Below are 20,289 nucleotides of genomic sequence, written 5' to 3'. Positions count from 1 at the left end.
GCCGGGTCAGCCGACGGCGACCGCCGACCAGGCCGCGGCGACCGCGTTCTGCTCCGCGCTGCCGCTGCCGTAGAGGTCCTTGGCCGCGTTCAGGGTCGCCGTGCGGGCGGCCGCGTAGTTGGTGGAGGACGTCATGTAGACGGTCAGGGCCCGGTACCAGATCTTGCCGACCTTCTCCCGGCCGATGCCGGAGACGGTGGAGCCGTTGCAGGTGGGGCTGTTGTAGGAGACGCCGTTGATGACTTTGGCGCCGCTGCCTTCGGAGAGCAGGTAGGCGAAGTGGTTCGCCACTCCGGAGGAGTAGTGGACGTCGAGGTTGCCGACGCCCGAGTACCAGCAGTCCGCCGACTTGGTGTCGGTCGAGGGCTTGTCCATGAAGCGCAGCGCGGGCTTGCCGAAGCCCGGCTTCACGATCTTCTCGCCGATGAGGTAGTCGCCCTGGTCGCCGGCGTTGGCCGCGTACCACTCGACCATGGTGCCCATGATGTCGCTGGTGGCCTCGTTGAGGCCGCCGGACTCACCGGAGTAGGTGAGGGCCGCGGTCTTGGACGTGACACCGTGCGACATCTCGTGCCCGGCGACGTCGAGCGCGACGAGCGGGCCGAAGGTGGTGCCGTCCCCGTCGCCGTACGTCATGCAGAAGCAGCTGTCGTCCCAGAAGGCGTTGTTGTAGTTGCTGCCGTAGTGGACGCGGTTGTACGAGCCCTTCCCGTCCCCGGCGATGCCGTTGCGGCCGTGGACGTTCTTGTAGTAGTCCCAGGTCGTGTTGGTGCCGTACTGGGCGTCGACGGCGGCCGTGGCGCGGTCGGTGTTGGCGCCGCTGCCCCAGTGGTTGTCGGCGTCCGTGAACAGCGCGGCGGGCGCCCGGATGAAGCAGATGCCGAAGATGCACAGGTCGGTCTTGTTCTGGGCGTCACCGGTGTAGGTGTTGCCGCGCGTGGGGTCCTTGAGCTGGTACGAGGACCCCGAGAGCGTGGTCTCCAGCGGAACGGTCCCGCTGTAGAGCGACTTGCCGTCGCCGGTCGCGGTTTCGATCGAGTCCCAGGCGTCGATGCGGGCGCCGGTGCGGGCGTCGGTGAGGACCACGCGCGCGACGGGGTTGCCGAGCGAGTCCCGGGCGGCGGCCTGGGTGCGCCAGGCCAGCTTGGGCGTGCCGTGCAGCGCGTCCACGACGAGCTGGGGCCTGGCGGTCAGACCCGTGACGTTCTTGTGGGCCGCGCGCAGCTCGGCGGAGGCGAGGCCCGCGGCGCGGGGCGCGGAGATCACGGGGGTGACGCCGGGTACGGCGAGGTCGTTCGCCACGGCCCGGTCGGCGCCGCGGTAGGCCCCGGCGGGGGAGAGGTGGACGACGAAGTCGCCGCCGAGCACGGGCAGTCCGCGGTACGTACGGTCGTAGCGCACGTGCCGGCTGCCGTCGGGGTCCACGATCACGTCCCGTACGGACGTGCCCTGGGCGGCGGTCACGGCGAGCGCGGCCGCGTGCGCGTCGACCGCGCTGTTCGCGGCCTGGACGGCGGCGTCGCGGGCGTTCATGTGCGGCCGGGGTTCGGCCACGGCGGAGGCGGGGGCGAGGGCGGCGGCGAACATGGCACCGGCCGCGACGGCTGTCCCGGCGGTGGTGAGGCGCGATGCGTTCCGTGTCGGTCTCATCGGGCTCCTCGGTCATGGGGGGTCGGCTCGGGTAAAGCTGACGTTGCCTCAGTTTTAGGGGGACATGACAGGTGGTGTCCATAGGGCCCGGTCTTTGTCTGCGGGCCGTCCCCAACTGGTCGCGCAGTTCCCCGCGCCCCTGAGATGCGCCCCTTCGGGGCTCCCAGGGGATTGCCGCGGAGCGGCATTTAAGGGGCGCGGGGAACTGCGCGACCAGCCATCCACGGTCCGCGGACGAAGGGTCAAGCCCCCGGCAGCGTGACGGTCGCCGACGCTCCGCCCGACGGCGGGTTGCGGAGCTCCACCCGTGCCCCGATCACCTCCGCCTGCCCGAGGGCGATGGTCAGCCCCAGCCCGGACCCCTGCCCCCGCTCCTGCGACCCCGTGACGAACCGCCGCGGCCCGTCGCGCAAGACGTGCGCGGGGAACCCGGGCCCGTGGTCCCGGACCGTCACGGTCGTCCCGCAGACCGTGACCTCGACCGGCGACGCTCCGTGGCGGCGGGCGTTGGCCACCAGGTTGGCGACGATCCGCTCCAGGCGGCGCGGGTCCGTGCGGACCAGCGCGTCCCCGCCGACATCCGCCCGCTCCACCCCGAACCCGCCGCGCCGCAGGATCCCCTCGACCAGATCCCCCAGCGGCCGCACCTCCAGCGCGGGCCGCTCCACGCGCGCGTCGAGCCGGGCCACCTCCAGGAGATCCTCCGTGAGCGTGCGCAGGGCCGCGACCCGGTCGCGTACGAGCTCGGTGGGGCGGCTCGGCGGCAGCAGTTCGGCCGCGGTGTGCAGCCCGGTCAGCGGTGTCCGCAGCTCGTGCGCCACATCGGCGGTGAACCGCTGCTCGGCCTCCAGGCGCCGCTGGAGGGACGCGGCCATCGTGTCGACCGCACGGGCCAGCTCCGCCACCTCGTTGCGGGCGGTGTCCGGCCCCGACGGGCCGATCCGGGCGTCGAGTTCGCCCCGGGAGATCCGGCGCGCGGTGGCCGCGGCCGTCCGCAGCTCCCGGCTGAGGCGGCTCGCCAGCGCCGCCCCGCCGAGCGCCGCGAGCGCCACCACCAGCGCGCCCCAGGCGACCAGCTCCCGGTCGAACTCCCGCAGATCGGCCCGTTCGGCCGCCAGCGGCAGCCGTACCGACAGCACCTGGCCGCCGATCGGCCGCGCCGCCCACACCGCCGGGTCGGGCCCGTCCAGCTCGACGAAGGTGCCGCGGCGGCCCGCCAGCGCCGACTCGCGCAGCGCGGACGGCAGCCGCCCGTCGTCCACGGCCGCGTCGGCGTCGCTCTGGTCGACCTGGCCGGTCAGCTCGTACAGCTGACGCACCCGTACCAGCTGCGCCGTCGCCGACTCGCGGGCCGTCGTGACCAGTTGCGCGGCCCGCGCCTGGTGGATCAGCAGCCCGATGGCGACGGCCACCAGCGCGCAGCCGCCCGCCAGCGCCGCGGCGATCTTCCAGCGCAGGCTGAGCCCCTGGGAGAAGGCGCGCACGCGCCGGACGAGGGCGCGCGCGCCCGTCCACGCGGACCGGGCGAGCCGCGCGAGGGCCCGCCGGGCGGCCCGCAGCCGTCGACCGGCCCCCTCGCCGCCGGGTCTCGGCGCGGCCCTCATGGCCCGTCCTCCGGCGCCACGGTCTCGCTCTCGTCCCTCTTGTACGTCCTGATGTCGCTCACCGACTCCAGCCGCGCCCCGTCCCACCGGTAGCGCACGGCCTGCTCGGCGCCGTCGTCCGAGGCGCTGCGGACCACCAGGTCGGTGCCGACGGTCTCGACCGCGAGCCGCTTGCCCACGGTGTAGAGGACGGGGACGACCTTGCCGGCGCGGGCCGTGTAGACGGCCAGCACCGTACGGCCGCTCTCCAGGTCGGCGGCGAGGACCAGCTCCGGCGAGCCGTCGCCGGTCAGATCGTGCAGGACGGGCGGGCGGATGCCGGGCTGCCCCGGGCGGTGGATCCTCTCGCGCCCGCCGAACGGCTTGGTCCGGGGATCGGCCCGCAGCACCTCGTACGGGTCGACCGCCGCGAGCCCCGCCTCCGGTACCTCGGGCCCATGGGCCAGCGGCGCGGGCGGCGGCCGCTTCCCGGCCGGGTTCCCGGCGCCGGGCCGTTCGCGGGCGCCCTCGGACCAGTTGGGCCAGAGCGGCCGCGGCGAGGGCTGCGCGGCCACGGGCGGCGCGGCGCCGCCGTCGCCGAGCCCGGTGGGCGCGCCGCACCCGCTCACCGCGAGGGCGCAGACGGCGAGCACGGCGGCGGCCGCGGTGGCGCGAAGGCTCAGGATCATGACGGGACGGCCTGGTGGCAGAGGGCGGGGGCGGGGGACCGGCCGGATCCGCCGGCCGCGACAATCAACGGTAGAACCGGATCATCACGGAACCCGGGACACTGTGTAACAGCTGTGCGTACGCACCGCGTCAGCCGTCCGAACAGGGACTTCCGGCCAGGCTGGAAGCCCTTTGGCACCCCGAGGGAGAGCGCCTGTGACATCGGCCGACCCACCGCCCGAAGACGGCGGCCTCCCGTTCTTCGTCTACGGCACCCTGCGCCCCGGCGAGCGCTACCACCTGCGCCTGCTGACCGGCCGCACCGCCTCCGAGGCACCCGCGCGGCTGCCGGGCGCGGTGCTGTACGAGGGGCCCGGCTACCCGTACGCGACGGAGGGGGACGGGGTCGTCACCGGCGCGCTCATCGCGCCGCTCCCCGAGGCGTACGGCCAAGTCCTGCGCGTACTGGACCAGTTGGAGGAGTGCTACGGCCCCGGCGATCCCCGCAACCTGTACGACCGGGTGGCGCGGACCGTCGAGCTGCCGGGCGGGGGGACCGCCCGCGCCTGGGTGTATCTGGCGGCGGCCCCGCTGGCCCGGGAGCTGCGGGCGCACGGCACCCCGCTGCCCGGCGGCGACTGGCTCAGAGCCTGACGACGGGGGTCGGAGGCAGGCCCTCACCGCCCGTCGGCCAGCGCCCGCGCCACCCCGCTCTCCTTCGGCCCCAGGAAACGCGGATCGGGCTTGAAGGCGGCGTCCAGGACGGCCTTGCCCGCCGCGAACACCTCGCGGGTGGTGCCGTAGTACCAGGTGGTGTCGCGCACGGCGCCGACCGCGACCCCGTACGAGTCGACCCCGGCGGCCTCGCACAGCGCGACCGCCCGCCGGATGTGGAAGTCCTGGCTGACCAGCACCGCCCGCTCCACGCCGAAGATCTTCCGGGCCCGTACGCACGAGTCCCAGGTGTCGAACCCGGCGAAGTCGCTGACGACCTGCCGGTCCGGGACCCCGTGTTTCACCAGGTACGCGCGCATCGCGTCCGGCTCGTCGTACTCGGCCCGCCCGTTGTCCCCGGTCACCAGGACCGCCTTCACCTTCCCGGCCCGGTACAGCTCGACCGCCGCGTCCAGGCGGTGCGCCAGATACGGCGACGGCTCGCCGTCCCACAGCCCGGCCCCGAACACCACCGCGACCCCGGACGCGGGCGCCTGCGCCACAGTGCCGATCCTGCCCTCGGCGGCCGTGAACATCCAGGCGGCGGGCGCCAGCGCCAGGGTGCACACCGCCGCGACGGCCTGGACGGCCCGGCGCTGCCCCGTGCGGGTGCGCGGCAGCCCGATCCGTACGCGCGGGCGCGGCAGGCGCATGAGGGTCCCCCTGGGTTCGACGGTGTTCGAGTGTTCGGACGCAGGGGAGCGGCGGACGGTTCTGTCCCGTTTCCTGCCGGAGCCCCGCGATCCCACCGCCCGCCGCGCCCGCGTGAGGCGGCGGAAAACACTCGTCACCACGGCGCAACGACATGGCAATGTGGGCCCGGCAGGATCGGTCCATGACGGAGATGGAGCCGGAGACTCAGTCGCAGTTCTTGTCCGCCCGCCAGTCGCTGCCGCTCGACAGCACGGCCGAACTCGTCACCCGCATCGCCGCCCAACTGGGCAGCCAGCTCAGCCACGTACGACTGAACGGGAGCCGCAAGCCGATGCCCACGACCGTCCCGGCCCCCGCCCGGCCCGCGCTGGTCGCCGTCGCGCACGGCAGCCGCGACCCCCGGGCCCTGCGCACCGTCACCGCCCTGCTCGACCTGGTCCGCGAACTGCGCCCCGGACTCGACGTACGGCTCGGCCACATCGAGATCGACGAGCCCGCGCTGCCCGCCACGCTCGCCGGGCTCGGCGCGGGCCGGGCCGTTCTCGTACCGCTGCTGCTGAGCCGCGGCTACCACGTCAAGCAGGACATCCCGGCGGCCGTCGCCGACGCCCCCCGGCTGCGCACCCGCGTCGCGCGGCCGCTCGGCCCGCACCCGCTGCTCGTCGAGGCGCTGTACGAGCGGCTCGTCGAGGCCGGGTGGGACGACGACCCACGCGCGCGTGGCGGCGCGGGAGTGGTGCTCGCCGGGGCCGGGTCGCGCGACCCCGAGTCGGCCGCCGACACCCGCCGCACCGCCGCGATGCTGAGCGAGCGGCTCGGCGGGGTGCCGGTGGTCCCCGCCTACGCCTCGGCCGCCGCCCCCACCGTCCCCGAGGCGCTGCGGGCGCTCGCCGCGCGCGGCCGCCACCGGGTCGCGATCGCGTCGTACTTCACCGCGCCCGGCCGGTTCGCCACCCAGAGCGCCGCCCACGCGCGCGGTGTCGCGGCGGCCCCGCTGGGCGCCCACCCGGCCGTCGCCCGCCTCGTCCTGCACCGCTACGACCAGGCGCTCACGGCGGCCCCGTTCGCCGCGCCGCACCGCGAACTCGCCACGGCCTGATCGTCCCTCCTGCCCCGCTTGTCAGTGCTTGCGTTTACTGTCGGTGCATGGAAGGCATCGCGGCACACCACCCCGGGTACGACCCGTCCGACGTCGAGCGGTGGGCCGCCGAGCCCGACAAACGACCAGGCCGGACCGCCTTCCAGCGCGACCGCGCACGCGTGCTGCACTCCGGCGCGCTGCGCCGCCTCGCGGGCAAGACGCAGGTCGTGACGCCCGGGGTGACCGGACAGCTGTGGGACGCGAGCCCGCGCACCCGGCTCACCCACTCCCTGGAGTGCGCCCAGGTCGGCCGCGAGCTCGGCGCCGCCCTCGGCTGCGACCCCGACCTCGTCGAGGCGGCCTGCCTCTCGCACGACATGGGCCACCCGCCCTTCGGGCACAACGGCGAGCAGGCGCTCAACGACTTCGCCAAGGACTGCGGCGGCTTCGAGGGCAACGCGCAGTCGCTGCGCCTGCTGACCCGCCTGGAACCCAAGCGCTTCGTGCGGGGCGAGCGGACCGGCGAGCCCGTCAGCGTAGGCCTCAACCTCACCAGGGCCGCCCTGGACGCGGCCACCAAGTACCCCTGGGCGCGCGGCGGCCACCCCACCGACCCGCAGTCCGTGAAGTTCGGGGTGTACGAGGACGACCTGCCGGTCTTCGACTGGGTGCGCCAGGGCGCCGAGCCGCACCGCAAGTGCTTCGAGGCCCAGGTCATGGACTGGTCGGACGACGTGGCGTACTCGGTCCACGACTTCGAGGACGGGCTGCACGCCGGCCATATCGACCCCAACCTGCTCTTCTCCGAGCCCGAGCGCCAGGACATCTGGCGCGTGGCGATCGGGCGGTACGTGCCGGCGGACACCGCCCCGCAGGAGCTCGCGGACGCGCTCGACCGGCTGATCGACGAGGAGTGGTGGCCGCACGGGTACGACGGCTCGGCGGTCGCCCAGGCCCGCCTGAAGGACGCCACCAGCCAGCTCATCGGCCGGTTCTGCCTGTCCGCCGAGGGCGCGACCCGCGAGCGCCACGGTTCGGGGCGGCTGAGCAGGTACGGGGCGGAGCTGGTCGTCCCGCGCGCGACGCGCAACGAGTGCGCGGTGCTCAAGGCGGTGGCCGACCGGTATGTGATGCAGCGCGACGAGCAGGAGCGGCTCCGCGCCGAGCAGCGCATCATTCTGGCCGAACTGGCCGAAGCGCTCACCGCGCGCGCCCCCGCCGAGGGGCTCGACCCGCAGTTCCGCGCGCTCTTCGCGGCCGCCCCCGACGACCGCGCCCGCAAACGGGTCATCGTCGACCAGATCGCGTCCTTGACGGACGCCGCGGCCCTGTCCCTGCACGCCAGACTCACCGCCCGGCGGGGATGAGGTGGCCGGAAGGCGCCGACGACCCCGTACGACACACGTATGACACGCCTATGACGTACCGATGAAGCCCGGCCACTCGGCGCCCCCAACGGAGCAAGCCCTCTTCCCCCATCACGCTCCGTGCGGGACGCTCGCAGATGGCGGTCGAGCAACGAGGAGGCATCAAGTGGTCGACGCAGACCGGACATTTGTCATTGTCGGTGGAGGACTGGCCGGGGCCAAGGCCGCCGAGACCCTGCGTGCCGAGGGGTTCAACGGCCGGGTGATCCTCATCGGCGACGAGCGGGAGCACCCGTACGAACGGCCTCCCCTGTCCAAGGGGTTCCTCTCCGGCAAGGAGGAGCGCGACAGCGTCTTCGTCCACGAGCCCGCCTGGTACGCGCAGAACGACGTGGAGCTCCACCTCGGCCAGACCGTCACCGCCATCGACCGGGAAGCCAGGACCGTCCGCCTCGGCGACGGCACCCTGATCGGCTACGACAAGCTGCTGCTCGCCACCGGCTCCGAGCCCCGCCGCCTCGACATCCCCGGCACCGGCCTCGCGGGCGTCCACCACCTGCGCCGCCTCGCCCACTCCGAGCGGCTGCGCAACATGCTCAAGGCGCTCGGCCGCGACAACGGCCACCTGGTGATCGCCGGGGCCGGCTGGATCGGCCTGGAGGTCGCCGCCGCCGCGCGCGGCTATGGCGCGGAGGTCACCGTCGTCGAGCCCGAGGCGACCCCGCTGCACCAGGTCATCGGCCCCGAGCTGGGCCAGATCTTCACCGATCTGCACGCCGAGCACGGCGTCCGCTTCCACTTCGGCGCCAGGCTCACCGAGATCACCGGCCAGGACGGCATGGTCCTCGCGGCCCGCACCGACGACGGCGAGGAGCACCCGGCGCACGACGTGCTCGCCGCGATCGGCGCCGCCCCGCGCACCGCCCTCGCCGAGAACGCCGGGCTCGCCCTCGTCGACCGCGCCGACGGCGGCGGCATCGCCGTGGACGCCTCGCTGCGCACCTCCGACCCGGACATCTTCGCCGCCGGTGACGTGGCGGCCGCCCACCACCCGCTGCTCGACACCCGGCTGCGCGTGGAGCACTGGGCCAACGCCCTCAACGGCGGCCCGGCCGCCGCGCGCGCGATGCTGGGCCAGGACGTCTCGTACGACCGCGTGCCGTACTTCTTCTCCGACCAGTACGACCTGGGCCTGGAGTACTCGGGCTGGGCGCCCCCCGGCTCGTACGACCAGGTGGTGCTGCGGGGCGACGCGGGAAAGCGCGAGTTCATCGCCTTCTGGCTGAGCGAGCGCCGGGTGCTGGCGGGGATGAACGTGAATGTGTGGGACGTCACAGCGGCGATCCAGGACCTGATCAGGGCCGGGACCAAGGGCGTCCAGGTGGACCCCGACCGGCTCGCGGACCCCTCGGTGCCCCTGGGGGACCTGCTGTCCGGCCAGTCCTGACCAGTCCTGACTGTCACCGCCGCCCCGTAGACTTCGTGCGTGGCAGGCAGGATCAACGATGACGACGTGAAGGCGGTCCGGGACGCGGTCCCGATCGACGCCGTCGTGTCCGAGTACCTCCAGTTGCGCAACGCGGGCGGCGGCAACCTCAAGGGCCTGTGCCCCTTCCACGACGAGAAGTCCCCGTCCTTCCAGGTCAGCCCGAGCAAGGGTCTCTTCCACTGCTTCGGCTGCCAGGAAGGCGGCGACACGATCGCCTTCGTCCGGAAGATCGACCACCTGTCGTTCTCCGAGGCCGTGGAGCGCCTGGCGGCCACCGCGGGCATCACCCTGCGGTACGAGGAGGGTGGCTACAACCCCTCCCACCAGCGCGGGGAGCGCATCCGCCTGGTCGAGGCGCACAAGATCGCCGCGCAGTTCTACATCGAGCAGCTGGGCACCAGCGCCGAGGCCGAGATCGGCCGCAGGTTCCTCGCCGAGCGCGGCTTCGACCAGGCCGCCGCCGCCCACTTCGGCGTCGGCTACAGCCCGGCGGGCTGGGACCACCTCACCCGCTTCCTGCGCGGCAAGGGCTTCAGCGACAAGGAGCTCACCCTCTCCGGGCTCTCCCAGGAGGGCCGCCGCGGCCCCATCGACCGCTTCCGCGGCCGGCTGATGTGGCCGATCCGCGACGTCTCCGGCGAAGTGGTCGGCTTCGGCGCCCGCAAGCTCCGCGACGACGACAACGGCCCCAAGTACCTCAACACCCCCGAGACCGCGATCTACAAGAAGTCGCAGGTCCTGTACGGCATCGACCTGGCCAAGAAGGACATCGCCAAGTCCAGCCGCGCGGTGGTCGTCGAGGGCTACACCGATGTGATGGCCTGTCATCTCGCCGGGGTCACCACCGCCATCGCCACCTGCGGCACCGCCTTCGGCGGCGACCACATCAAGATCCTGCGCCGCCTCCTGATGGACAACGGCAGCGCGCGCGTGATCTTCACCTTCGACGGTGACGCGGCGGGCCAGAAGGCCGCCCTGCGCGCCTTCGAGGACGACCAGAAGTTCGCCGCCGAGACCTACATCGCCATCGCCCCCGACGGCATGGACCCCTGCGAGCTGCGCCTCGCCAAGGGCAACGAGGCGGTCGCGGACCTGGTCCAGCCCCGCACCCCGCTCTTCGAGTTCGCGATCCGCCAGATCGTCCAGCGGTACGACCTGGAGACCCCGGCGGGCCGCGCGGCCGCCCTCGACGAGGCCGCCCCGATCGTCGCCCGCATCAAGAACATCGCCTCCCAGCACGAGGTGGCCGTCCAGCTGGCCGGCATCCTCGGCATCCTGGACACCCAGTTCGTGGTCAAGCGCGTGGCCCAGCTGGCGCGTTGGGCCCGCGACCGGGGAGGCAAGGGCCCGGCCCCGGACCGCCGCCGCGAGTACGGCGAGGCGCAGGCCCCGGCCGCCGCCCCCTCCGGCCCCGCCCTGAACCTGCGCAGCCCCGCCCACCGCACCGAGCGTGAGCTCCTCAAGCTCGCCCTCCAGTACCCGCACCTGGTCTCCCCGGCGTTCGACGCGTACGGAGTGGACGAGTTCACGGCCCCGCCGTACGCGGCGGTGCGCCAGTGCATCATGGACGCGGGCGGCGCCACCGACGCGCCCTCCGACTACCTTCCGGCGGTCATGGAGTCGGCCCCCAACGACACGGTCCGCGCGCTCGTCACCGAGCTCGCCGTGGAGGCCATCCACGCGCGCGTGGTCGACGAGGCGTACGCGGGCGAGCAGCTCGTCGCCGTGCGCCGCCGCGCCGTCGACCGCCGCCTCCTCGACATCCAGGGCACCCTGGCGCGCCTCGGCCAGAACGGCGACCCGGAGCGGCTGGCCGCCGTGCAGAACGAGTTGTGGGTCCTCCAGCAGTACGGGCAGGCGCTGCGCAACCGGGGCGCGGAAGCACTCTGAGGCCTGCCCCGGGACACCGGGGGTACCCGTACCACTACAGCGCGGCCCCACACCGCTGCCGCACGGGTAACCGACCGGTCACGGACCGGCTTCAAAAAGTCACCGCACGCCCCTCGTGGCGGAGATGTGTCTTACCCCACACTGGGGTGCGGTGCCTGAGTCCTCGGAGCGCGGCCGGCCCACCGAAGGTGGGTACCACACCCCCGCGGATCCGCTCATCGTGTACGGGACGGACAGCGGCCCGGCCGCCCCCGTCCCGCTGCCGCACGCCCCCGATCCGGCAGCGATCACCCTGGAGGTCGCCCCCGTGCAGACCCAGACCCTGACCGACAACGACGTCATGGCCACCGTGCCCCCGCAGACCCGGGCCGCGCTCCACCCCGAGGCCGAAGTGCCGCCCCCCGTCGAGCTCGTCGACGAGGTGGTGGACGTTCCGGAGCCGCCCGAACGGGTGCCGGGGCGGGCGGACACCGGCGGCCCGTCGTCCGACCTCTTCCGGCAGTACCTGCGTGAGATCGGCCGGATCCCGCTGCTCACCGCCGCCGAGGAGGTCGAGCTCGCCCGCCGGGTCGAGGCGGGCCTGTTCGCCGAGGAGAAGCTGAGCAACACCCCGGACCTGGACTCCCAACTCGCCGTCGACCTCGACAAGTTGGTGGTCATGGGCCGGATGGCCAAGCGCCGCCTCATCGAGGCGAACCTGCGCCTGGTCGTCTCCGTCGCCAAGCGCTACGTCGGACGCGGGCTGACCATGCTCGACCTGGTCCAGGAGGGAAACCTCGGACTGATCCGCGCGGTCGAGAAGTTCGACTACGCGCGCGGCTACAAGTTCTCCACGTACGCGACGTGGTGGATCCGCCAGGCCATGTCCCGCGCGCTGGCCGACCAGGCCCGGACGATCCGCGTCCCCGTCCATGTGGTGGAGCTGATCAACCGGGTCGTGCGGGTGCAGCGCCGGATGCTCCAGGAGCGCGGCTACGAGCCGACGCCGGAGGAAGTGGCCGCGCACCTCGACCTCGCGCCGGAGCGCGTGAGCGAGGTGCTGCGCCTCGCCCAGGAGCCGGTCTCGCTGCACGCGCCCGTGGGCGAGGAGGACGACGTCGCGCTCGGCGACCTGATCGAGGACGGCGACGCGGCGTCCCCCGTGGAGTCCGCGGCCTTCCTGCTGCTGCGCGAGCACCTGGAGGCGGTGCTGTCCACCCTGGGCGAGCGCGAACGCAAGGTGGTCCAGCTCCGCTACGGCCTCGCCGACGGCCGCCCCCGCACGCTGGAGGAGATCGGCCGGATCTTCGGAGTGACGCGCGAACGCATCCGCCAGATCGAGTCGAAGACGCTGAACAAACTCCGCGACCACGCCTTCGCGGACCAGCTGCGGGGGTACCTGGACTGAGCGCCGGAACAGCTCTGCGCGGCCGTGTGAAGTGCGGTGCGGCACCGCGCCCCGTAAGGGGCGCGGGGAACTGCGCGACCAGCCCCCACCGGCCCGCGGACGACGCACTTCACCTCCCGCGGAGCGCTCAGTCGACCTCGGCCACGGCCTGCGCGAACTGCGCCGCGTACAGCCGCGCGTACGCGCCGTCCGCCGCCAGCAGCTCGTCGTGCGTGCCCTGCTCGACGATGGACCCGTTCTCCATGACGAGGATGACGTCGGCGTCCCGGATCGTGGAGAGCCGGTGCGCGATCACGAACGACGTCCGCCCGTGGGCGAGCCGCGCCATCGCCTTCTGGATCAGCACCTCGGTCCGCGTGTCCACGGAACTCGTCGCCTCGTCGAGCACCAGGATCACCGGGTCGGACAGGAACGCCCGGGCGATCGTGATCAGCTGCTTCTCACCCGCGCTGACCCCCGTCCCCTCGTCGTCTATGACCGTGTCGTACCCGTCCGGCAGCGTCCGGATGAACCGGTCCGCGTGCGCCGCCCGAGCCGCCTCCTCGATCTCCTCGCGCGTCACCGCGCGATCCGCCCCGTACGCGATGTTGTCCGCGATGGTCCCGCCGAACAGCCAGGTGTCCTGGAGAACCATGCCGATGCCCGCCCGCAGCTCCTCGCGCGACATCCGGGCCGCGTCCACCCCGTCCAGGGTGATCCGCCCGTCCGTCACCTCGTAGAACCGCATCAGAAGGTTGACCAGCGTCGTCTTGCCCGCGCCGGTCGGGCCGACGATCGCGACCGTCTGGCCCGGCTCGACCTTCAGCGACAGGTCCTCGATCAGCGGCTTCTGCGGGTCGTAGCGGAACGCCACCTTCTCCAGCGTCACCGCGCCCCGCCGCTCCACCGGCCGCTCGGCCGCCTTCTCGTCCGGCTCCGGCGCCTGCTCGTCCGCGTCGAGCAGCTCGAAGATCCGCTCGGCGGAGGCGACCCCCGACTGCACCAGGTTCGCCATCGAGGCGACCTGGGTGAGCGGCATCGAGAACTGCCGCGAGTACTGGATGAACGCCTGCACATCGCCGATCGACAGCGCGCCGGAGGCGACCCGCAGCCCGCCGACGACCGCGACCAGCACGTAGTTCAGGTTCGAGATGAACATCATCAGCGGCTGCATCACCCCGCTGTTGAACTGCGCCTTGAACCCGGCCTCGTACAGCGCCTCGTTCTGCTCGTCGAACTGCCGCGCCGACTCCTCCTGGCGCCCGAAGACCTTCACCAGGCTGTGCCCGGTGTACATCTCCTCCACGTGCGCGTTGAGCCGTCCCGTGGTCTTCCACTGCTGCACGAACTGCGGCTGCGACCGCTTGCCGATCTTCGTCGCGACGAACACCGACAGCGGTACGGTCGCCAGCGCCACCAGCGCGAGCAGCGGCGAGATCCAGAACATCATCGCGAGCACGCCGACGATGGTGAGCAGCGAGTTGATGAGCTGGCCCATCGTCTGCTGCATCGTCTGGGAGATGTTGTCGATGTCGTTGGTGGCGCGGCTGAGCACCTCGCCGCGCTTGGCGCGGTCGAAGTACGACAGCGGCAGCCGCGACAGCTTCGCCTGCACCTGCTCGCGCATCCGGTACACCGTGCGGTTGATCGCCCGGTTGGAGAGCCGGGTCGCCACCAGCATCAGCAGCCCCGCGCCCACGTACACCGCGAGCGCGAACAGCAGCACGCCGCCGACCGAGCCGAAGTCGATGCCGTGGCCGGGGGTGAAGTCCACCCCGGAGAGCATGTCGGCGAGGCCGCCGTCGCCCTTGTCGCGCAGCCGCTCCAGGGCCTGTTCCTTGGTCGTCCCGTCCGGCATCTGCCGGCCGACGACGCCCGCGAAGACCAGGTCGGTCGCCTTGCCGAGGATCTTCGGCCCGACCACCGACAGCGCCACGCTGAGCAGCGCGGCGACGAGCATCACATAGAGCGTGCCCTTCTCCGGGGCGAGCTGCCGCAGCAGCCGCTTCGACGAACCCTTGAAGTCCATCGAGCGTTTGCCGTCGCCCTGGCCCATCATCCGGGCCATGTTTCCGCTCATGCCGCCTCGGCCTCCGTCAGCTGGGAGAGCACGATCTCCCGGTACGTCTCGTTCTCGGCCATCAGCTCGTGGTGGCGGCCGGTGCCGACGACCCGGCCCTCGTCCAGGACGACGATCCGGTCGGCGTCGCGGATCGTGGAGACCCGCTGGGCCACGATGACGACGGTCGCCTCGCGCGTCTCGCGCAGCAGCGCCGCCCGCAGGGCCGCGTCCGTCGCGTAGTCGAGCGCCGAGAACGAGTCGTCGAAGAGGTAGATCTCCGGGCGCTGCACCAGGGTCCGCGCGATCGCGAGCCGCTGGCGCTGGCCGCCGGAGACATTGGTGCCGCCCTGCGCGATCGGCGCGTTCAGCCCGCCCTCCAGCCTGGTGACGAACTCCTTGGCCTGGGCGACCTCCAGCGCGTGCCAGAGCTCCTCGTCGGTGGCGTCGGGATTGCCGTACCGCAGATTGGTCGCGACCGTTCCGGAGAACAGATACGGCTTCTGCGGCACCATCGACACCGTCTTGGCGAGCAGTACGGGATCGATTCCGCGCACGTCCTCGCCGTCGACCAGGACCGTGCCGCCCGTCACGTCGAACAGCCTCGGTACGAGCCCGAGCAGCGTGGACTTGCCGCTGCCGGTCGACCCGATGACCGCGGTGGTCTCGCCCGGGCGGGCCACCAGGTCCACGCCCTTGAGGACGGACTCCTCGGCGCCCGGATACGTGAAGTCGGCGCCGCGGACCTCCAGATGGCCGCTGCGGCGCAGCTCGCGCACCGGCGAGAGCGGCGGGACCACACTGGTGTCGGTGGCGAGGACCTCCTCGATGCGCTCGGCGCAGACCTCTGCGCGCGGCACCATCATGAACATGAACGTGGCCATCATCACGGCCATCACGATCTGCATCAGATACGTGAGGAACGCGGTGAGCTGACCGATCATCAGGGACCCGTCGTCGATCCGGTGGGCGCCGAACCACACCACGGCCACGGAGGACACGTTGACCACCGTCATGACGGTGGGGAACATCAGCGCCATCAGCCGGCCGGTGCCCAGGGAGACGTCGGTCAGCTCGGTGTTGGCGCCCCGGAAGCGGCCCTTCTCGTAGTCGTCCTTGACGAACGCCCTGATCACACGGTTGCCGGTGATCTGCTCGCGCAGCACGCGGTTCACCGTGTCGAGGCGGGTCTGCATGGTGCGGAACAGCGGGCGCATCTTGCGCACGATCAGCGAGACGGAGACGCCGAGCACCGGCACCACGGCCAGCAGCACCGCCGACAGCGGCACGTCCTGGCCGAGCGCCATGATGATGCCGCCGAAGCACATGATCGGCGCGGACACCATCAGCGTGAACGCCATCAGCGTCAGCATCTGGACCTGCTGCACGTCGTTGGTGGTCCGGGTGATCAGGGACGGCGCCCCGAAGTGGCCCACCTCGCGCGAGGAGAACGACTGGACGCGCCCGAAGACGGCCGCGCGCATGTCCCGGCCCACCGCCGCCGCCGTACGCGCGCCGAAGTAGACGGCGCCGACGTTGCAGACGACCTGGACCAGACTGACGGCGATCATGATGCCGCCGAACTCCAGGATGTAGCCGGTGTCCCCGTTGACGACACCGTTGTCGATGATGTCGGCGTTCAGGGTCGGCAGATAGAGGGTCGCGCACGTCTGGAGCAGCTGCAGCAGCACCAGGAGCGCGATCGGTTTCTTGTACGGATCCAGATGGGTCCGCAGGAGTCGTATGAGCACGTGGAGGCTCTCCGGGTCGGCAAGATCGAGGGGTTCGACCCCCATCTTGCGACACTCCACCCCCGGAACCCCAAGGGATTAAGCCAAGGGCAAGTCAAAAGGATGAGTCAAGGGCGGACCTCCGGCGGAGTCAAGGCGACACGCCGGAGATCACCCCGTACGGCTGATTTCCCGCCCCCGGTGACCGGAGCGCCGCCTAGGCGCCCGGGTCGAACGCGCCCGGGTGGATCTCGTCGCGCGTCGCGATGTACTGCTGGCGCACCGCCTGCCCCACCGCCAGCTCCTCGCCCGGCTCGAAGACCTGCGCGGCCGCGCCCTGCCAGGCCGGCGGGGTGTGCGCGGCGAGGCTGCCCTGCGAGACGCCGAGCGCCCAGGCGGCCTGGCGGGCCGCGCCCAGCGCCGCGTACTCGGCGGGCTGTGGCACGACCACCTGGGTGCCCAGGATCGCGGGCGCCGCCGCCTGCACGGCGGGCAGTTCGGCCGCCGCCCCCAGCAGGAAGACCCGCCGCACCTCGACGCCGCGCAGCCGCAGCACGTCCAGCGCGTCCGCGAGCGAGCAGAGCATGCCCTCGAAGGCGGCCCGCGCCAGGTGCTCGGGCTTCATCGACTCGCGCCGCAGCCCCGCCAGCGTGCCGGCCGCGTGCGGCAGCCGGGGCGTGCGCTCGCCCTCCAGATACGGCAGCAGGACCAGTCCGCAGGCGCCCGGAGTGGACTTCAGCGCGAGGGCGGAGAGCTCCTCCAGACTCTCGGCGCCGAGCATCTCCGCCGTGCCGCGCAGCGCCCGTACCGCGTTGCTCGTATGCACCACGGGCAGATGGCGGCCGGTGGCGTCGGCGAACGACGTAATCATCCCGGCCGGGTCGGCCAGCGCCTCGTGGTGCACGGCCATGACGGAACCCGACGCCCCGAGCGAGACGACCGCGTCGCCGGGCCCGACGCCGAGCCCGAACGCGGCGGCCATCGTCTCGCCGGTGCCCGCCGAGATCAGCAGTCCCTCGGGGGTGGTGCCGGCCGCGTCGGAGGGGCCGAGCACCTCGGGAAGCGCCACGTGGTGGCCGAGCGCGAGCTCGACGAGGTCGGGGCGGTAGAAGCCGGTCGCGGCCGACCAGTAGCCGGTGCCGGAGGCGGCGCCCCGGTCGGTGGTGCGGCGGGCCGGGCGGCCGAGCAGCTGCCACACCAGCCAGTCGTGCGCCTGCACGATCGCGGCGGTGCGCTGGGCGGCCTCCGGTTCGTTGCGGGCCAGCCAGCGCAGCTTCGCCACGGCCTGGGCGGCCTGCGGCACGGACCCGACGGCCTTGGCCCACGCCTCGCGCCCGCCGAGCCCGTCGGTGAGATCCGCCGCGGCGGCCTGCGCGCGCTTGTCGTTGCCGGTCAGCGCCGCCCGTACGAGAGCGCCCTGCCCGTCGAGCGCGATCAGCGCGTGCTGCTGGGCGGCGACGCCGATGGCCTGCACGCCTTCGAGCAGCCCGCCCGCCGCGGCCTCGCCCAGCGAGAGCAGCCAGGCCTGCGGATCGACCTCGGTGGCCTTCGGGTCCACAGGGTGCGGGGCGTACCCCTGCCGCAGGACGGCACCGGTGTCGGTGTCGCAGACGACGATGCGTGTGAAGGCGGAAGAGCTGTCCAGCCCGGCGACTATCCCCATGCGCACGATTCTGCATCACGCGGGGGGCCACTGGGCCCCCGCGTGAGTCAAGGTCTCGCCCGTTGTCGCCGGTGCACAGGGTCCGTCAGGTGTTGCTGGTGCCCCAGTCGTCCTCGCCGGCGCCCTGGCCGCGCTCGCGCAGCGACCGCACCCGCTCGCCGACGGAGTCCGGCAGCTTCTCCCCGACCTTCTCGCTCACCGCGTGGAAGGCCTTGCCCGCGTACGCGCGGCCGTTCTGCGCGGCGGACTCCGCGGTGTTGCGGACGGCCGGGTTCTGCGCGACCTGCCGGGCGGACTTCTTCAACTGCTCGTACCGCTCGCGTCCGGCCCGGGTCCCGAGCACGTACCCGACGACGAGTCCGACGGCGAACGTGAGCCGGTAGCGCATGGCGGTCACCCTTCTGTGGCGTCTGTCTGACGTCGCTGTGGCGTCGTGTGCTGCGCCTACCCGTGCAGCCCCGTGATCACCCGGGGTGGAACCGATTGGCGGAGCACCCCCCTGCTTGCGCTAATGTATGTGTCGCAGCGAGCGCACGCCGCCCGGGGACACCCGGGGTAGGTACGTTCGATGCAACGAGACATTCCCCTGTAGCTCAATTGGCAGAGCAGCCGGCTGTTAACCGGCAGGTTACTGGTTCGAGTCCAGTCGGGGGAGCTCGGTCTCCTGTAGCTCAATTGGCAGAGCAGCCGGCTGTTAACCGGCAGGTTACTGGTTCGAGTCCAGTCGGGAGAGCAACGAAAAAGGGCCCCTCGAGGGTCCTTTTTCATGCCCGGTGGAACCGCGCGGGCCGCGATCGGGTCCTCATGGTCGTGCGTTGCCGACCATCCGAGGCAGGAGATCGTATGAGCGGCTATGCTGCGGCAGACGGCGCGCACAAATGTGCGCGACGCGCCGTTAGGGGCGGTAGCTCAGCCGGTTAGAGCAGCGGACTCATAATCCGTCGGCCGTGGGTTCGAGTCCCACCCGCCCCACCACGAGTCGTTCCTGCAGGAACGTTTCGGACAGGCGAGACCAGGATGCCCCCGGGAGCGTCGTACTCCACGTACGACACACCGGGGGCATCGTGGCACCCACCCGGTCGGAGCGATGACGGAGGGGGCCGGGAGGTCCGGGGGCGCGCCTGCGGACGACGCGGGGCGCGGGGGCGCGGGCTTTCTTCCGTACGTACTGATGTGAGCCCTGACTTCCGGGTCGCATTCCCGGAGGCCGAATTCCCGAGTACGGGAACGGCGGGCCGGGAGGGAATTCCCCGGGGCGGAATTCCGGGGGAATTCGTCGGGGTGGCGGCCGTCGCCCGGAGCGGCGGGTCCCGGGGGAGCCGTGCCGCGGCCCGGCCGTGCGCGGGGGCCTGGTGGGCCCGGGCGGGCCCGTGGGGCGGCTGGGGGCCGGGGGCCCGGGCGCGCGCCGGAGGCGCCGTGGCGCCGCGTCGCGCGGGCGCCGCGCCCCACGGCCGTGGCGCATTCCTTTCCCCTCTTTCTTCTCTTTCCTCGAATTGTCAAGACCGGTGTGCAACCGCGGAGTTCCCGCGATTGAACGTCTGATCAGCCACCCGGGCTTGTCCCCAGGTGATTCGGTCCGGGAGATTGACCGCATCACGAACCGCAAAGGGGAGGCACCAGGTGAGCACGGAAGAACCGCAGGGCGGCGAGGTCTACACGGCCGGCAGTGCCAACTTCGATCCGCTGTACGCGGGGAAGGTGCGGACGGAGGGCCTGGGCATGAAGTTCGACTTCGCGCCCTGGAACATCCCCGAGCCGCAGCCGGTCGTGGTGGCCCTGGAGGCGTCCGGCGCGTTCCGTGGGAAGGTGCTGGACGCGGGGTGCGGCACCGGGCAGAACTCGCTGCACCTCAAGAGCCGCGGCCACCAGGTCACCGGCCTCGACTTCTCGCCCTCCGCGATCGGGCAGGCGCAGGAGCGGGCCCGGGAGCGCGGGCTCGATGTGACGTTCGCCGTGTCGGACGCGACGGCCTTCGAGGGCGTCGAGGGCGGCTTCGAGACGGTTCTCGACTACGGGCTGTACCACGTCCTCACCGACGAGCAGCGGCGCAAGTACGCGGCGGCGCTGCACCGGGTGACGGCGCCGGGGGCCCGGCTGCACCTGTTCGCGTTCGCGGAGTCCGAGCTCGTCGGGCTGCCGCCGCAGCAGCTGCGCGTCAGCAAGGACAACTTCCGGGTCAACCTGGAGGGGACGTGGCGGATCCTCGCGATCGAGGACAGCCTGTGCACGACGAACCACACGCGTGAGTACTTCGAGAAGCAGCGGGCGGAGACCGGCGGGACGCTGCCGTTCGACCCGAACGCTTTCGACGTCGATGCGAAGGGCCGCATCGTGTACCCGATGTCGTACGTGCACGCGGAGCGCGTCTGAGGTT

General features: G+C 72.5%; 15 protein-coding genes and 3 tRNA genes. 10 read left to right on the top strand and 8 right to left on the bottom strand.

Going from position 1 to position 20,289, the window contains the following annotated elements; translation table 11 throughout:
- Positions 1 to 6 precede the first annotated feature (6 nt).
- From BX283_RS15485 to BX283_RS15475, 3 genes are all read right to left on the bottom strand, one after another.
- A complete protein-coding gene (locus BX283_RS15485; RefSeq protein WP_101388203.1) occupies positions 7 to 1,650 on the bottom strand; it encodes a M4 family metallopeptidase in 1,644 nt (547 codons plus the stop codon).
- Between the two features lie 242 nt (positions 1,651 to 1,892).
- Positions 1,893 to 3,254: a HAMP domain-containing sensor histidine kinase gene (locus tag BX283_RS15480; protein ID WP_101388202.1), complete on the bottom strand. Its 1,362-nt coding sequence runs from the start codon at positions 3,252 to 3,254 to the stop codon at positions 1,893 to 1,895.
- Positions 3,251 to 3,922 carry a hypothetical protein gene (locus tag BX283_RS15475; RefSeq protein WP_101388201.1) on the bottom strand — a complete coding sequence of 224 codons (672 nt, stop codon included), beginning with the start codon at positions 3,920 to 3,922 and terminating at the stop codon, positions 3,251 to 3,253. Before BX283_RS15475 ends, BX283_RS15480 begins: the two co-directional genes overlap by 4 nt.
- 196 nt (positions 3,923 to 4,118) lie before the next feature.
- Here BX283_RS15475 and BX283_RS15470 point away from each other — a divergent pair, with 196 nt between their 5' ends.
- Entirely contained in the window at positions 4,119 to 4,556 is a 438-nt protein-coding gene (locus BX283_RS15470) for a gamma-glutamylcyclotransferase family protein (RefSeq protein ID WP_101388200.1), read from the top strand.
- A gap of 23 nt (positions 4,557 to 4,579) precedes the next feature.
- On the opposite strand, the gene BX283_RS15465 is transcribed toward BX283_RS15470, so the two are convergent.
- Positions 4,580 to 5,269: a vancomycin high temperature exclusion protein gene (locus BX283_RS15465; protein ID WP_101388199.1), complete on the bottom strand. Its 690-nt coding sequence runs from the start codon at positions 5,267 to 5,269 to the stop codon at positions 4,580 to 4,582.
- 182 nt (positions 5,270 to 5,451) lie between these two features.
- Between BX283_RS15465 and BX283_RS15460 the strand changes: the two genes are divergently transcribed.
- From BX283_RS15460 to BX283_RS15440, 5 genes are all read left to right on the top strand, one after another.
- A complete protein-coding gene (locus tag BX283_RS15460; protein ID WP_101388198.1) occupies positions 5,452 to 6,369 on the top strand; it encodes a sirohydrochlorin chelatase in 918 nt (305 codons plus the stop codon).
- Between the two features lie 47 nt (positions 6,370 to 6,416).
- Positions 6,417 to 7,718 (top strand): deoxyguanosinetriphosphate triphosphohydrolase, encoded by a 1,302-nt coding sequence (locus BX283_RS15455; RefSeq protein ID WP_101388197.1) that lies wholly within the window; start codon positions 6,417 to 6,419, stop codon positions 7,716 to 7,718.
- Between the two features lie 166 nt (positions 7,719 to 7,884).
- Positions 7,885 to 9,165 carry an NAD(P)/FAD-dependent oxidoreductase gene (locus BX283_RS15450; RefSeq protein WP_101388196.1) on the top strand — a complete coding sequence of 427 codons (1,281 nt, stop codon included), beginning with the start codon at positions 7,885 to 7,887 and terminating at the stop codon, positions 9,163 to 9,165.
- Between the two features lie 39 nt (positions 9,166 to 9,204).
- Entirely contained in the window at positions 9,205 to 11,097 is a 1,893-nt protein-coding gene (dnaG, locus tag BX283_RS15445) for a DNA primase (protein ID WP_101388195.1), read from the top strand.
- A 151-nt stretch (positions 11,098 to 11,248) separates the two neighbouring features.
- Positions 11,249 to 12,484, top strand: a complete 1,236-nt coding sequence (locus BX283_RS15440) for an RNA polymerase sigma factor (RefSeq protein WP_101388194.1) — start codon at positions 11,249 to 11,251, stop codon at positions 12,482 to 12,484.
- A 127-nt stretch (positions 12,485 to 12,611) separates the two neighbouring features.
- Here the strand turns inward: BX283_RS15440 and BX283_RS15435 are convergent, their stop codons facing one another.
- The 4 genes from BX283_RS15435 to BX283_RS15420 all read right to left on the bottom strand — a co-directional run bounded on the left by BX283_RS15435 (position 12,612) and on the right by BX283_RS15420 (position 18,303).
- Positions 12,612 to 14,543 carry an ABC transporter ATP-binding protein gene (locus tag BX283_RS15435; protein ID WP_101388193.1) on the bottom strand — a complete coding sequence of 644 codons (1,932 nt, stop codon included), beginning with the start codon at positions 14,541 to 14,543 and terminating at the stop codon, positions 12,612 to 12,614.
- Positions 14,540 to 16,273, bottom strand: coding sequence for an ABC transporter ATP-binding protein (locus BX283_RS15430; RefSeq protein WP_101392359.1), 1,734 nt, complete (start codon positions 16,271 to 16,273; stop codon positions 14,540 to 14,542). The genes BX283_RS15435 and BX283_RS15430 overlap by 4 nt, the downstream gene beginning before the upstream one ends.
- A 196-nt stretch (positions 16,274 to 16,469) precedes the next feature.
- Complete coding sequence (locus BX283_RS15425; RefSeq protein WP_101388192.1) at positions 16,470 to 17,915, bottom strand: FGGY family carbohydrate kinase; 1,446 nt, start codon at positions 17,913 to 17,915, stop codon at positions 16,470 to 16,472.
- Positions 17,916 to 18,000: 85 nt separating this feature from the next.
- A complete protein-coding gene (locus BX283_RS15420; protein ID WP_101388191.1) occupies positions 18,001 to 18,303 on the bottom strand; it encodes a hypothetical protein in 303 nt (100 codons plus the stop codon).
- Between the two features lie 194 nt (positions 18,304 to 18,497).
- On the opposite strand from BX283_RS15420, the gene BX283_RS15415 reads away from it, so the two are divergent.
- The 4 genes from BX283_RS15415 (at position 18,498) to BX283_RS15400 (ending at position 20,285) form a co-directional block, all read left to right on the top strand.
- Positions 18,498 to 18,570, top strand: a tRNA-Asn gene (locus BX283_RS15415).
- A 5-nt stretch (positions 18,571 to 18,575) separates the two neighbouring features.
- A tRNA-Asn gene (locus BX283_RS15410) sits at positions 18,576 to 18,648 on the top strand.
- A gap of 165 nt (positions 18,649 to 18,813) precedes the next feature.
- A tRNA-Ile gene (locus BX283_RS15405) sits at positions 18,814 to 18,890 on the top strand.
- Positions 18,891 to 19,535: 645 nt separating this feature from the next.
- The gene (locus tag BX283_RS15400) at positions 19,536 to 20,285 is read left to right on the top strand and encodes a class I SAM-dependent methyltransferase (RefSeq protein WP_101388190.1); all 750 of its coding nucleotides are present in this window, start codon (positions 19,536 to 19,538) and stop codon (positions 20,283 to 20,285) included.
- Positions 20,286 to 20,289 lie beyond the last annotated feature (4 nt).

The sequence above is a fragment of the Streptomyces sp. TLI_146 genome, assembly GCF_002846415.1.
GTDB lineage: Bacteria > Actinomycetota > Actinomycetes > Streptomycetales > Streptomycetaceae > Streptomyces.
This window is presented reverse-complemented; position numbering and strand designations above follow the sequence as displayed.